Source organism: Cohnella rhizoplanae (assembly GCF_948329515.1).
In the GTDB taxonomy this organism is placed as follows: Bacteria; Bacillota; Bacilli; order Paenibacillales; family Paenibacillaceae; genus Cohnella; species Cohnella rhizoplanae.
Map to the genome: position 1 here is coordinate 1 of NZ_CAOJCN010000045.1, position 15055 is coordinate 15055.

Genomic DNA, 15055 nt, shown 5'->3' on the forward strand with positions numbered 1-15055 from the left:
GGCGGGCGGGGTGGGAGGGGGGCGGGGGCGACGGGCAGAGGCGGGAGCCGGCGATGGCGCCGGCGGCGTCGCGCAGGGGGCGCAACCGTACGGCGCATGGCGGCAAGCGGCAGTAAAAATCGATCGATAATGGAGCTGATGATTCATGACGGGCTGGAAGGCAAGAGGACGGCTGGCATTGGGACTCGCTTTCGTTATGCTATTCGAACTGTTCGGCATCGGTTCGTTCGCCTCCCCCCGCTCGGCGTCGGCCGCCGGGAACTGGCCGGACGGATCCGGCTACACGATGCCGTACGCGCCCGCGGACGGGCTCGTGACGAGCCAGAATCCGCCAGACTTCCATTGGCCGTTCATCGGCGGCGCGGATTCGTATCATCTGCAGGTAAGCAGGAGCGCTTCGGTCGCCAGCGTCGTATACGAAGACGCCGCGATCGTCCGAAATTACTATAACTTTTCCAACACGTTCGATGCCGGTACCTGGTATTGGCGCGTCAAGTACCATACGTCAGCCGGCGGCTGGTCGGATTGGAGCGCGATTCGAAGGTTCAGGATCGAGGAGGACAACGTGCCTTTCGTCGTGCCCTCCGTCGATACGCTGATCGCGAACGTCGGCACGTCGCACCCGCGGATCTGGACGAACGCGGCGACGCTGCAGGATTTCCGGGACCTTAGGCTGTCCGTTGGCAAGACCGTGTACGAGGCCCGGCTCGCCGCGGCGACGGCGAATATGAACAAGTGCGCGACCGATCCCTCGAAATGCAGCCTGGTCGAACCGGTCTTCGAGGGCATTCCGGGCAGCGATCCGTTCTCCCCCGCTTACGTCCAAGCCCAAAGAAAGCTTCGGGATCAGTCCGACGGCGCGGTAAACGTCATGATGGACTCGGCCTTCGTCTATCTCGTGACCGGAGACGCGCAGACCGGCGCTTACGCGAAGGCGCGGCTCCTGGATCTCGCCTCCTGGGATCCGAACGGGAGCACGAGTTATGAAAACCACGACCAGGTTCATCGTTATATCGCCTACAATTCCGCGATGGCCTACGATTGGCTGTACGGCTTGCTTGCGCCCGCCGAGCGGGAGCAGGTGCTGGACATGGTCACGGCGAGGGCCGAACGAATCGTGAGCGCGTTCGCCTCGTATCCGATCGAGAAAAACCCGTACGATTCGCACGGCTGGACGCTGCTCGGCTATCTCGGCATTATCGCGACGGCGCTCCTGAACGACGTCGACGAGGCGGAGGACTGGTACCGCAAGGTCGTCCCGGCCTATATCAATTTGCTTCCGCCGTGGGGCGGCGAAGACGGAGGCTGGTCGCAGGGTACGGGATACTGGCGGTGGTCAAGCTTCGCCAACAAGGAGTTTGCCGACATTCTGCTGAGCTCGACCGGCTTTAGCCTGTACGACAAAGCTTACTCGAGAAACGAGCCGCTGTATCCGCTGTACATGTACCCGAGCGGAAGTCCGAGAGGCGTGTTCGGCGACGAATCCCACTTCGCGCCCGGACCGCCGAGCGTGGCCGCGTACAAGCGCTTTGCGCAGATATACGGCGACGCCCGCTCGCAATGGGCGGCCAACGCGATCGGAACGCCTACGCGCCCGGAGCTTCCCAATTATTTTTACGGCGACGACAGCGTTCCCGAGCGGCTGCCGACGGATCTGCCGAACGGCAAGTGGTTCCGCGACGTCGGTTATGTCGCCATGCATTCGAGCCTGTACGATCCGGACCGGGTCTCTCTTTATTTCAGATCCAGCCCTTACGGAACGTTCAACCACTCCCATGCCAACCAGAACGGCTTCGCGCTGAACGCGTTCGGCGAGACGCTCGCGATCGAGTCGGGTTATTACACGACATACGGCAACGACCATTTCAACCATTACTTTAAAAATACGTTCGCCTACAACGCGATCACGTTCGACGGCAAGACCGGACAAACCGACGGCAGCATCGAGGCGGACGGCCGAATCGACGGGTTCGTCACGCATCCCGACTTCGACGCGACGGTCGGCGAGGCCGCCGCCGCGTACGGAGGCGCGCTCGATGCGGCGAATCGCGCGATCATCTACGTGCGGCCGGACCAATTCGTCGTCATCGACCGGCTCAAGGCGGCCGGCGCCGGGACGCATGCCTACGAATGGCGGCTGCATGCCGAGGACGAGCTGAACCTCGACGCCGACGAGGCGGGCGCGACGGTCGTGAACGGCCGCGCCGCGCTTAAGGTTCGCATCCAGGCGCCGGCCGGCGTGACGGCCACGGTCGAAGATCGATACCTGGACGCGGCAGGCGACGAGTGGAAGCCCGACGCACCGTACGCGCAGGAGGAACAGCTCCATGCGGCTTTCGTCACGCCGCAGGCGAACGCCGCGACCATCGTCGCGACAATGGAAGCCTATGCGTCGGACGCCGTGCCGTCAGGCGTCGTCGCCGAGAATGAAGGAACGTACGAAAAGCTCTCGTACGCGGACGGCACGGTCGTCTACGTGCGACTCGGCGCCGGCGGCGAGGTGGACGCGGGAGACATTCGTTTCGACGGGGCCGCCATGGCCGTCAAGGGCGATACGGTACTGCTCGTCGACGGGACCAAGGCGGTGAAGGACGGCATCGCGGTCATCGAGAGCGCCCAGCGCGCGACGATCGTCTTCGGCGGCGACCAGCTGTCCGTGTCGGGGCCGAGCGATACGACGGTCACGCTTCGCGGGGCGAATATCGCCCGCCTGCGCGACTTCGAGAGCGGAACAGACATTCCCGCGGGCGGTTCTGCAGACGCGGCAGTCGGACTGCGAGGCGTGCACTGGACGGCCTCGGGCGGCGTCGCGACCGTGACCGTGGAGAAGGGACAGCGGGCGTTCAAGCTGAACGAAGCGCCGATGCCGGGCGAGCTGGCGCCGATGACGCTGGCTACGGAGATCGACGGCGTATCGGGCTCCGTGACGCTGGCCGTCTACGGCGACACGGAGGGCGTGCCTGTCGGCCGCGGCGGACTGGGCAATGCCAAGGGACTCTACGAGATCGTCGAAGCGCCGGACGGATTCACGTTCGAGAAATACGGCGTGCCGAAGTACTTGTATCTCGAGGAGGATGCGACGGTCATCAAGCGGGGAGCGGGCGGTACGCTGAAGCTTGTCAAGCATTCGGGAGGAACGCCGCTGCCGGCCGATTTCTGGTCCGATCCCGAGGCGAAGCGGGATACGCTGCCGATCGCGTGGAAGGAGGCGGAGACGTTCGCCAAGGCGGATACCGGCATCGCGAAGTATACGACGCGTCCGTTCCTGTCCGGCGGCGCAGGCGTCGCCAGCTGGGATCAGGAAGGACAATGGATCGAATGGAAACTCGACGTCCCCGCTGCGGGTACTTATGACCTGGTGTTCAAGTATGTAGGCGGTTGGTCTACGCCGCCGGACGGCAAGACGACGCGCCAGGCGATGATCGGCGATAGCTTCTATACGTTCGAAGCGCCGACAACATACCCGCAAGACTTCGGCAGGGAGGCCACCTCCTGGCGGGGTCTGCGGGTCAAGACGGAGACGGCGCTCCCCGCAGGCCTGACCACCGTGAGGCTGTGGCATGCGGGAGGCGCCATGAACTTGGATTGGATCGGCTTGATGAAGCCGAGCGCGGACGAGCAGCCGCCGACGACGCCCGGCGACGTTCAAGTCGTCTCGTCGACCGATACGGCGGCAACGCTATCCTGGAGCGCGTCTACGGACGATACGGCAGTCGAGACCTACGCGCTGTACGCGGACGGCGTGCAGAGAGCGACCGTCCCCGGCACGGCAACGTCCGGTACGATCTCCGGTCTCGCGGTCTCCCGGACGTACGCGCTCACCGTGAGAGCCATGGACGCGAGCGGCAACCGTTCGCCCGCCAGCGCGGCGGCGAGCTTTACGACGGCCGATACGACGGCGCCGTATTGGGACGATCCAGACGGCGCCATCCGGGTCCGCACGTTCGACGGCGGGACGGCCCGTATCGAGTGGGACGCAGCGATGGACAATTCGGGCAAGATCTCGGCCTACAGGCTGTACCGCAAAAACGATCCGGGCGGCGCATATGCGGAGACGGCCAGCGTGGCGGGGACGGTGTACGACGTCGTCGGCCTGACGCCGGGCGCTAGCTACAGCTTCAAAGTTGAGGCCGAGGATGTCTCGCACAACGTCTCGGCCGCCGGCCCGGAGGTGACGGTGACGTTACCGGCGACGGCCGGCTCGGGCGGCGACTTTTACGAGACGTTCGATGCCTGGACGACAGGGACGGCGGTCCAGTCGGCGCATCCGAACTGGACCTTCACGACGGCCAGCGGCACGCTGGTCGAGGTGGCCGAGCTGCCGGAGGGCGGTAAGGCGCTGCAGTCGACGGACAACTACAACGATCCGGCCAACCCGTATGCGGAAACGCCGTACACGAAGCGATCCATCTCCTCGCCGCTCGGCGGACAGGTCGTCGCGGAGACGCGCTTCAGGTTCAAAGAGCAGTCGACGCCGATCGGCACCTTCTATTTCAGCCTGCTCGGAGACGCCAACGTCGAGGTGGCCCGGTTCAACGCTTTCTCCGACGGGGCATTCGGCTATATGAAGCAGACGAACGGCACGAGCGGCTACGTGCGGATCCCGCTGCTCGAAGGCGGCAGTTCCGTGCCGCTGCCGCATGACGCGTGGATCACGGTGCGCGCGGAGCTCGATACCGATACCAAGACTTATAACTTGTCGGTTCAATCGGACGGCTTCAAGAGCTTCGCGGGCAAGCTGGCGGCGGGCAAGTTCGATGCGGCGACCGGCACGTTCCGGGTAGAGGGCCTGCCTTTCCTGAACGCGGCGGCGAACGTATCGTCCGTCACGGGAATCGCGATGCGGAGCGGACTATATACGGGCATTCTGCAGTACGATTACCTGACGATATACGAGGACACATCCTTCGGGCTCGTGCCGACGGACTTGCAGGTCGGCGCCCAGACGTCCGTGTCGACCACGCTCGAATGGACCGCGCCGCAAAATGCGGACGACGTTCTGGCGTACAGGGTCTATTTGGACGGCGTTCAGCAGGCGGAGGTACCGGTCGGCACGCTCACTGCAACCTTGACCGGACTGACTGTCGGCGAGACGTACGCGGCCACGGTACGGTCCATTAAGACGAACGGACAGCGGTCGAAGGAGAGCGCACCGATTCAGATTACGATACCCGACACGGTCGCGCCGGAATGGGCCACAGGGGCCGCGATCCAATCCGACCATGCATTCGCCGACACGGTGAAGCTGTCCTGGGATTCGGCGAGCGACAATTCCGGCACGGTCGCGGCCTACCGCGTATACCGCAAGGACAATCCCGGCGGGTCCTTCGTCCAGACGGCGTCCGTGTCGGGCATCGCGTACGACGCGACCGGGCTCTCGCCAGGCGGCACCTATACGTTCAAGCTGAAGGCGGAGGACGCGAGCGGCAACGTATCCGCGGACGGACCAGAGCTGACGGTGACGCTGCCCGCGGCCAATGCCGGCGGCGAATTTTATGAGTCGTTCGACGGCTGGACGACGGGTACGGTATCCACCGGCGGCGGCTGGACGGTCTCGGCGACGGGCGGCACCGGCGTTCAGGCGGTCGCCTTGTCCGGCGGCGGCAAGGCGCTGCAGATCGAGGACAGCTACTACGATGCGGCCAACGAATACGCGGAGACGCCGTTCGTCAGGCGCTCGACGTCCGCGATCGGCGGCAAGGTAGCGGTAGAGACGAGGTTCAGATTCGAGGAGCTGTCGCATCCCTTCGGCGCCTTTACGCTCAGACTGATGGGCGGTTCGACGGAGGTCGCGCGCTTCTCCGGATTGTCCGAAGGACTGTTCGGGTATACAAAGCGGGTGAACGGCGTGGACAGCTACGGCATTATCCCCAAGTCCTACGGGTTCGCGCTGCCTCACGACGAATGGCTCACGCTGCGATACGAGCTTGATATGGACGCCAAGACGTATGCGATCGAGATGCAATCCGACTCCCTGAAGGCGTACGCAGGTACCGTGGACGCGCCGGGCACGCTTGACCGCGCGACCGGGATTTACCGAATCGAAGGGTTGTCGATGCTGAGTTCGGCGGTCGGCTCGGTAAGCGAGATCCGATTCGTCAGCAGCAGGTACACGAGCCGGTTGAAGTTCGATTACGTGACGATGTACCAGATGCCTTCGGGCGCCTGACGGCTGCTGCTGCAGCCGCGGGAAGCTAAGCTTGCCGCCTCGCGATCGGCGAGTGCGGCAAGCTTTTATTTCGGCGGATCGTTCAAGAAGGCGCTTGCCAGAGCGGGAAAGGTTGCTTATATGAATAAGACCGGACATATCGAATTTACGATCGGAGAACTGCGCGTGGAAGGGATCAAGGAGCCGCTCGGGATCGACGTCGACAAGCCCCGGTTCTCGTGGCGCTTGCATAGCTCGGCGAGAGGCGCGATCCACGCCGCCTTCCGCCTGCGCGTCGCTTCCGAACCATCGACGCTCGCATCGAACGCGGCAGACGTGTGGGACAGCGGGCTCGTACAAGGGCGGCATCTCCAACTCGACTACGGCGGGCCGCGTCTGTCCGGATCGCGGCGATATTGGTGGTACGTCGAGGCTTGGGACGCCGACGGGCGCGCCGCCGTCTCGCAGCCTTCGTTTTTCGACACCGGCCTCTACGCCGGCGACTGGCGGGCGGCCTGGATCTGGCATGACGCGGGTATCCGGACGAACGACTTCGCTTATTTTCGGAAGGATATTCGCGTCCGCGGGCCCGTGGCTTACGCCAAGCTGTTCGTCTCCGCCCACCATGCCGTCCGCGCGTACGTGGGCGGGCGCCGGATCGGCGGCTGGGGGTCTCCCGCGCCGACCGACCCGGCCAAGCGGAAGTATTACCTGGCGTACGACGTGACCTCGCTCCTGCAAGCGGGGGCGACGACGATCGCCGCGGTCGCCCACTATCTGGGCGGCAGCGGGCAGAACTACGTCAACGGGAAGCCCGGCTTCCGACTGCAATTGGAGGTATGCTATGAAGACGGGGCCAGGGAGACGTGGAGCACCGACGACAGCTGGGAGACGTTGATCGATGTCCCCTATGCGGTGAGCTCGCCGTATCAGCAGAATCGGCGCCTATCGGCGATCGAGGATTATGACGCGCGCAAGCACGATCCCGCATGGCTGCAGCCCGGATATCGCCCGGAGGCGAGCAGGCGGGCCGCGCCGGCTGAGACCGCTCCGGACGAATGGCCGATGGTCTGGCAGACGATCCCCGAAGGGGCGGTCGAGGAGCTGATTGCGCCTGCGCATGTTCCGGAGGCTCCAGATGCCCCATTCGCGGCACGCCAAGTGTTCGACGCCGGCAAGATCGTATCCGGCTGGCCGCGTATCGTCCTGCGCGGCATCCGCGGGACGACCGTCCGCATGCGGTACGCGGAGACGCTGGACGAGAAGGGCGCCGTCGTTCATCGCGTCAGCAACGAACAGTCGGAATTTTATTACGATCAGTACACGATGCGGGGAGACGAGACCGAGCGTTGGGAGCCCGATTTCTCTTATAAGGCATTCCGGTACGTCGAGGTGACGGGATACCCCGAGCGACTGGTGCCAGGCACGAATATATGGATCGTCTCAGCGCATACGGATATGGCGTTCGAGGGTCGTTTTCACTGCTCCGACGGGTTGTTGAACCGGCTGTACGAGGCGAGCGTGCAGACGCAGAAAAACAACGCCCTCGGCCAGCTCGCGGACTGCCCCCACCGGGAGCAGGCGCAGTATCTGGCGGACGCCGACCTGCAATCCGAGCTGCTCCTGTACAACTTCGACGCGCGGCATCTGCTGGAGAAGACGCTGTCCGACTTCGCGGACGCGCAATGCGCCGACGGGACTTTTCCCTTCGTCGCGCCGTCCAACGCCGAGCATCCGGACTTCGATCTGCGCATTCCTGAGTGGGATCTCCATTTTTGCACGCTGCTCCGGCACGTGTACGAGTCCGTCGGAGACGAGCGGCTGCTCGCGTGTCATTATGTCGCGGCGAAGCGTGTGACGGACTATTACCTGGGCATCGTCGACCCGGACGTCGGGTTGGCGCCTCTGGACCGGGGCTGGCATATCAGCGACTGGCCGTACCCGACGGTGGACCAGGAAGTCTCGTTTCTAACGGTGCAAAATATGAAGCTGTATCGCGCGGCCTGCATCGTGGCGGACGCGGCAGGCACCCTGGGACTGCCGGAAGAGCGGCGCGTTTATGCGCGGCGCGCGGAACGTTTGAAGCGCGCGATCGTCGCCAAGCTGTACGATCCGGAGCGCAAGAGCTTCAGAAGCGGACTCGGCTCCGGTCAATCGCATCAGGGCGTCAACGGCCTCGCGATCCTGTACGGCCTCGTGCCGGAGGAAGACCGCGCTTCGCTGTTGCGCCGGGTCGCGGACGCCGATTGGGAAGCGCGCACGGTGCTGTCGCTCCCCCTGCTGCGCGCGCTGTTCGAGCTAGGCGCGCCGGAGGCGGCGTATGCCCTGATCGCCAGGGAGGAATATCCGGGCTGGGGGCATATGATCAAGCAGGGCGCGACGACGCTGTGGGAAGGCTGGGACGATATCGAGTCCCACTGTCACGCGTGGAACGGCTATCCGGCCCGTCTGCTGCAGGCGTATATCGTCGGCATCCGGTCCGCGGCGCCCGGGTTCGAGGAGGCGCGGATCGAGCCGTATATGCCAACCGGCCTCTCGTACGCGGAGGCGGCCGTTACTACCGTCCGCGGGACTGTCGTCGCAAGATGGGAGCGGACGCATGACGCGGAGGCGGACGGATATGAAATGAAGATCAGCCTGCCGGGGGCAATGCGCGGGAGGGTCGTACTGCCGATTGCGCCCTGCGCCGCGCCGCAGGTAAGCGAATCGGGCTTGCCGCTGTGGCTGGACGGCCGGTTCGCCGGAGGCATTCCCGGCGTGAGCGGCTGCGATCGCGTACCTGGCGGCTTGGCGGTCGACGTCGCTTCGGGAGACTACCATTTCACGATAAAAGGAGGAGGATCGCGATGATGCGGCCACACGGCAGACAGCAGAACGAGGCTTTCGTATTCGTCGGCGAGACGGCCATGCCTTTTCGTTATCCCCCGGACCGCGCCGAGCCGCCGACGCTTAGAAGCCAAGCGGACGCGAGCTGTTCCGGCGTAGTTGCGTACGAGGAGGGCGCCGACTATCTGGTCGACTACGAACGAGGAACGATCCGCCGCACGCAGCGCAGCAGGATTCCCGACGGCGCGCTGCACCCGCTGCACGGCGCGGTCCGCTTCGACCATACGAATATCGAGTGCAGCAACCGCGCGTATACCGTTTACGCCGACTATCGGATCGCGGGGACGGACGACGGAGAGACACCGGCCCTTGAGCAAGCGCGCGGCGTTAAGCCTCGTCGCAGGCTAGGAAAGGGAAAAGACGGCAGAGACGCGGTCTATGTCGTGCTCGGAGACAGCATCAGCGCGGGCGGCGACGCGAGCGACGAGAAATATATGTACTTTAACCGCTTCCTTAATTATGTCAATGAACGCGACGAGGGCGGGGCCGTACGCCTTATTAACAAATCGCTCGGCGGAGAGACGAGCGCGGGCGGATTGAAGCGAATCCGCGAGGACGTCGCCGCCCTTCGTCCGACGCTCGTATCGATCGCTTACGGAATGAACGACCAGAATCTGTACGAAGCGGGTCCCGAAGTCGATCCGGCCGCTTACGCAAGCCATCTCCGGGCCATGATCGCGTGCCTGCGCGAGATCCCGGAATGCGAGATCGTGCTCGTCACCCCTTGTCCGCCCCACCCGGATTGGAAGCACGCGAGCGGCAGGAGCGGCGAGTACGCGGATGCCGTCCTCCGCTTGGCCGCAGAATGCGGCGTCGGCGTCGCGGACGTGCACGCGGCCTGGCTGCGGGAGCTTGCGGCCGGCAAAACGCCGGATTGCTTGTTGCTGAACCATATCAACCATCCGAACGATTACGGACATCAAATATATTACGAAACGCTGGCGGAATGGTTCGAGACTCGGGAAACGCATTCAATCTGATTCACATCTAACTCACAAAAGAATTGACCTCGCTTGGCGGACGGGATATACTCTGTACAATGTGACTTAGATGTGAGTCAGAGGGATCGCCCGAGAGGAGTCAGTGCCATGGCCTATACATTATCGCAAGTAAACAAAACGGGCATCCCGCCGCTGCTGGCCGGGATCGCCGATAACGTGCAATGGAACGAGAAGCGCGCGCGGATTCGCAAGACCTGGCTGGACTATATCGGAAAGCTGCCGGAGCGTCCGCCGGCCAACCTGCGTTATTTGTCCGCGACCGAGGAGGCAGGATACACCCGTCATCGCGTCGAGTACGACACGGTTTACGGCGATAAGGTGCCCGCTTACTTGCTCGTGCCGGCCGCATCCGTGGACGGCTCCCGTCCGTCGTCGGGTTATCCGGCGGTGATGGCGCTTCACCCGACCCACGAGATCGGGAAGGACGATATCGCGATCGTGCCGGGCAGACCGAACCGGGGCTATGCCGTCGAGCTGGTCCAGCGCGGGTACGTCGTGCTCGCGCCGGATGCCCTCACAGCCGGGGAGCGGATCTATCCGGGTTATCCGGCATTCGACAGCACCGCGTTCTACGAGGCGTATCCGGCGTGGTCTACCGTCGCCAAGAACGCCACGGACCATATGCAGGGCGTCGACGTCCTCGCGTCGCTCGACATCGTCGACCGCCGGGCGATCGGCGCGATCGGCCACTCCTTCGGCGGCTACAACGCCTATTTCCTCGCCGGACTCGACGATCGGATCCGCGCCGTCGTGTCGAGCTGCGGCTTCAGCCCGTTCGCGGGCGATCCGCATCCGGAGCATTGGGGGTACCGTCCTTATCCTTATACGCATATCCCCAAGATAAGCGCGGATCTGCGGGAGGATCGGATTCCGTTCGAGTTCCACGAGATCGCCGCGCTGTGCGCCCCCGTGCCGTTCTTTAACTATGCGGGGCAGCAGGACGCGATCTTCCCGCACTGGCGCTCGGTCGCGGAGGGGATGGGAGAGCTGGCGAAGCTGTACGGCCTGCTCGGCCGCGAGGACCGGTTCCGGTTCTATCTCGGCGAGGGCAAGCACGATTTCCCCGAAGAGATCCGCGGGCTCGCTTACCGCTTCTTAGACCGATGGCTGATGAAGGAAGGCGACTGATCGATGACATCGTTAAAAATCGTAATGCTGCAAAGCCGCCATTTTACCGATCGTATCTTTACGAACGACCACCTGGAGAGAATCAAGCGAGTCGGCGAGCTCGTCGTCAACGAGATCGAGGGCAATCCGACGCCGGCGCACGCCGCGGAGCTGGCCGAGGGCGCCGACGTCCTCATAACGTCCTGGGGCTGTCCGCCGCTGGATGCGCCGATCCTCGACCGCTGCCCGAAGCTCGGGATCGCCCTGCACGCGGCCGGCACGGTCAAGCCGATCCTTAGTCCCGAGATTCCGGAGCGCGGCATCCGCGTCGGCACGGCCAACGAGGCGCTGGCGCGCGGCGTGGCGGAGACGGCGCTGGGCCTCATGATCGTGTCGCTTAAAAACATGTGGCAGCTGTCGCGCAACACCCGGGAAGGCGAGTGGGATAAGCAGCGCGAGCGCGTCCGCGAGCTGTACGAAGTGAACGTGGGCGTGATCGGCGCCGGTCTGTCCGGCCGCTATCTGATCGGGCTGCTCCGCGCGTTCGAGGTGCGGGTGCTCGTGTACGATCCGTTCGTCTCCGAAGCCGAGATCGCCGGCATGGGCGCGGAGAAGGTCGAGCTGGACGCGCTGCTGGCCGCGTCGGACGTCGTCTCGATCCACGCGCCGTCGATCCCGGAGACGTATCGCATGATGAACGCGCGCACGCTGGGACTGATGAAGGACGACGCGATTCTGATCAACACGGCACGGGGCACGCTGATCGACGAAAACGCGCTCGCCGAGGAGCTGCGCAAGGGGAGGCTATGGGCCTGCCTCGACGTCACGGACCCGGAGCCGCCGGCGCTCGATCATCCGTTCCGGTCGCTGCCCAACGTGACGCTGCTGCCGCATATCGCGGGCGCCGAGAACAACGGCCTGCGCCGGCTGGGCGACTATATCGCGGGCGAAGTCGAACGGTACGCCGCGGGCATGCCGCTCAAGGGCGAGGTCGACGTATCTCAGCTGTTCAGGCTCGCATAGACGCTTGGATTTGACAGCCCCGGAAGCGCCCATCTAAGATAAGAAAAACAGCGGATTCCGACTCGCGCGCGGGTTAGAGAATCCGTTTTGTTTCTTGGAGGCAGCTAGGAGAGATCATGAAAACGAAGCATAGCCGCAAAACGTTCCGCATACGCCAGGACGAGATGTCGAGCCGGCTGCGCCAGGAGATTCTCGAAGGCGTCAGAAAGCCGGGGGACTTCCTGCCGTCCGAGAAGGATCTGGCGGACCAGTTCGGTCTGAGTAACAAAATCGTACGGGACGTGCTGGCCGAGCTGGCAGGAGAGGGCTTGATCGAAAAAAAGCCGCGGATCGGCAGCGTCGTCTCCGCGCGGCCCGAGCCCGAGCGCATCCTCCTGAAGCTCGGGCACCACGGCTCCACGATCCAGGAGACGGCGCTGAAGACGCAGCTGGCCGCATTCGAGGCGCTATATCCGCATATTCGCGTGCAGGACGTCACGCTGCCGGGACTTGACCCGGAGGCGCTGAAGCCGTATCTGGAACACGGTCTAATCGACGTGATGACCTTGAACGACGCGGAGCTGCGGGCCTTCTCGGAATCGGGGAGCGCGGGCGCCCTGCTCCCGCTCGCGGCGGAGCCGGAGTGCTATCCGTTTTTGACGGATGCGCTCACCTTGGACGGCGAACTCCTCGCGCTGCCCTTGACGTTCAGTCCGACGATTCTGTGCTACAATCGGGAGCATTTCCGCGAGCGGGGCTTGTGGGAGCCGGACAGCGGCTGGGGCTGGGACGAGCTGCTTGCCGCGGCGGACCGGCTGACGATTCCGCAGCAGCGCGCCGGCTTTCATTTCTCCGCCACCCAGCGCAATCGCTTGGCCGTATTCCTGCTGCAGAGCGGAGCGAAGGCCGAGCGGGACGCATCCGGCAGGCTTCGCATGACGGGCACGCCGATGCTGGAGGGCGTTCGTCTGTATAAAGAGATCGTCACGAGCCGCATGACTCCGCTCATGTCCGAGCAGGACGCCCAGTTCCGCGTCGAGGAGCTGTTCGCCCAGGGCAAGCTGTCGATGATGCTGACGACGTATTACGGCTTGAACGCGCTTCGTCATGCGGACTTCGCCTACGATATCGCGCCGCTGCCGATGCTGTCGGACCCGGCTACGCTGGTCATCGCGATCGGTCTGGCCGTGAGCAGGCATTCGCCGCGCGCCGCGGAGGCGCGGCTGCTCGCAGAATTCCTGACCGGACCGGTCGCGCAGTCGATCATCCGCCGCGACACGCTGAGCTTGCCCGCGCTGCGGACGGCGGCGGAGACGGACGGCGAAGCGGGCGAAGGCGCCTACCGCCCGTCCCGGTTCAACGTCTATCGCGAGATCATCCCGACGTACCGGTTCGGCGTGACGCTCGGCCTGCGGGAGCGGGAGTGGCGCAGGTTCCTGCACGAGGTGATGCTGTACATGTCCGGCCTGGCATCGGAGGCGGCCATGTGCGAGCGCATAGAGTCGCTTAGCGAGCATACTTAAGGTTATGCCAGCCTCCCTGTCCGGCACCCGGACGGAGGCTTTTTTTGATTTGAGGTTCTCCCGTGCGCCAGCCGCTGCAGGTGACGGCTTCCGAAACGGACGTCCGCGGCTCGCAAAGCGATAAACGGCGCAAAATGCGAACAGACAGAATAACGGCGAGGCGCCGTTATTCTGTCTGTTTTTTCTGAACGAATTTAAAAGCGCGCTACTCGCTATACATGCCCGAGTGTATCAGCAGACGCTTCAGAACGACCGCAGCCTCTGCCCGGGAAGCCGGCGCTTCTGGTCTGAAGGCGTTCGTCGCGTCTCCCTCCATGATCCCGGCGTTCGCGACATCGGCTAGATCCGCCCTAGCCCAGCGCGCTATCGCCGCGTCATCGGCGAACGGCGGCGGAGGATCGCTAATGTTCGTGCGTTCAAGCGGTCTTGCGGCATATTCGGCCGCGCGTTTTAACACGACCGCCAACTCCTGCCTGGTGATCTGCGCATCCGGCCGGAAGCTGCCGTCGGGGTCGCCTTCCATCAGACCGGCGTTCGAAGCCGCTTGGACGGCGCCTTCGTACCAATTCGCTTGGATGTCCTTAAACGACGCCCGGTCTGCCGACGCGTCCAGGACCAGCGCCCGCGCTAATAACGCTGCAAACTCGGCGCGCGTCACCGGTTTGCCGGGAGCGAAGCTTTGCGCCGATATTCCCTTGATCAGCTGCTTGCTGGCCATTGCTTCTACCGTCGCTTGGCTCCAGTGTCCCGCCAGATCGGCAAAATGTTTGTTCGTTTGAACGAGCGCGTACGCGCTGTTGCCCTTCCGGTACAGGTCGGCGACGGCGACGCCGTTCACCACGCGGAATGCAGTCGGTACCGGCAGCAGTTCACCCGTCGCTTCATCCAGATAGACCCCGGTCGTCCGGGAAGGATCGACGTCGAAGTCAAGCTGGAAGGAGCGGGGGACATACGAGGCGAATTCGGATAAACGTACCGATTTACCGCCTGGCATGACTGCCGTTACCTCGAACGCTACCGGGTCCGTCAATAGCTTGGAGCCCGTATTCGCAGCGCCGCTTTTTGCCAGCTCCTTCTGCTGCGGACTGGCGTCCGCGATCGAGATCTGGATGACCGCTTGCGCGGCATCGGCTCCGAGAAGGGCCAGCAGCGCGGGAGAAGACAACTCGCTGAGCGGAAGCGAATAGGATACCTTGCCCGCATGGATCTCGATGACGGCCGCGGGGTTTTGCTTGGCCCAGGCTTGCAGCAGCGTCAATGGTGCCTGTGCAGGACCGTCGGACGGGATGACGATCCGGCCCGACTCCACCTGGCCGGTTCCGTCCGCTTCGGTAATCGGACGGGGAGCCGAAGCGTTTCCTGCGCCGTTGTTGTTGTTGTTGTTGTTG

At 64.1% G+C, this 15055-nt stretch carries 7 protein-coding genes; 6 read left to right on the top strand and 1 reads right to left on the bottom strand.

Going from position 1 to position 15055, the window contains the following annotated elements; all coding sequences use genetic code 11:
- The first annotated feature begins 145 nt into the window (after nucleotides 1–145).
- The 6 genes from PQG80_RS28400 (at nucleotide 146) to PQG80_RS28425 (ending at nucleotide 13667) form a co-directional block, all read left to right on the top strand.
- Nucleotides 146–6169, top strand: coding sequence for a fibronectin type III domain-containing protein (locus PQG80_RS28400; protein ID WP_271755219.1), 6024 nt, complete (start codon nucleotides 146–148; stop codon nucleotides 6167–6169).
- 120 nt (nucleotides 6170–6289) lie between these two features.
- Entirely contained in the window at nucleotides 6290–8998 is a 2709-nt protein-coding gene (locus PQG80_RS28405; protein WP_271755220.1) for an alpha-L-rhamnosidase, read from the top strand.
- Entirely contained in the window at nucleotides 8995–10014 is a 1020-nt protein-coding gene (locus PQG80_RS28410) for an SGNH/GDSL hydrolase family protein (RefSeq protein WP_271755221.1), read from the top strand. The genes PQG80_RS28405 and PQG80_RS28410 overlap by 4 nt, the downstream gene beginning before the upstream one ends.
- Before the next feature lie 108 nt (nucleotides 10015–10122).
- Nucleotides 10123–11163: an alpha/beta hydrolase family protein gene (locus PQG80_RS28415; protein WP_271755222.1), complete on the top strand. Its 1041-nt coding sequence runs from the start codon at nucleotides 10123–10125 to the stop codon at nucleotides 11161–11163.
- A gap of 3 nt (nucleotides 11164–11166) precedes the next feature.
- Nucleotides 11167–12165, top strand: a complete 999-nt coding sequence (locus PQG80_RS28420) for a hydroxyacid dehydrogenase (RefSeq protein WP_271755223.1) — start codon at nucleotides 11167–11169, stop codon at nucleotides 12163–12165.
- A gap of 116 nt (nucleotides 12166–12281) precedes the next feature.
- Nucleotides 12282–13667 (top strand): extracellular solute-binding protein, encoded by a 1386-nt coding sequence (locus PQG80_RS28425; protein ID WP_271755224.1) that lies wholly within the window; start codon nucleotides 12282–12284, stop codon nucleotides 13665–13667.
- Between the two features lie 205 nt (nucleotides 13668–13872).
- Here PQG80_RS28425 and PQG80_RS28430 read toward each other — a convergent pair.
- Nucleotides 13873–15055: S-layer homology domain-containing protein (locus PQG80_RS28430; protein WP_271755225.1), on the bottom strand; the 1183-nt coding region annotated here is incomplete at its 5' end.

Excerpts from the sequence above, each read along its gene's own strand:
- PQG80_RS28400 (WP_271755219.1), top strand. The coding sequence starts at position 146 with ATGACGGGCTGGAAGGCAAGAGGACGGCTGGCATTGGGACTCGCTTTC.
- PQG80_RS28405 (WP_271755220.1), top strand. The coding sequence starts at position 6,290 with ATGAATAAGACCGGACATATCGAATTTACGATCGGAGAACTGCGCGTG.
- PQG80_RS28410 (WP_271755221.1), top strand. The coding sequence starts at position 8,995 with ATGATGCGGCCACACGGCAGACAGCAGAACGAGGCTTTCGTATTCGTC.
- PQG80_RS28415 (WP_271755222.1), top strand. The coding sequence starts at position 10,123 with ATGGCCTATACATTATCGCAAGTAAACAAAACGGGCATCCCGCCGCTG.
- PQG80_RS28420 (WP_271755223.1), top strand. The coding sequence starts at position 11,167 with ATGACATCGTTAAAAATCGTAATGCTGCAAAGCCGCCATTTTACCGAT.
- PQG80_RS28425 (WP_271755224.1), top strand. The coding sequence starts at position 12,282 with ATGAAAACGAAGCATAGCCGCAAAACGTTCCGCATACGCCAGGACGAG.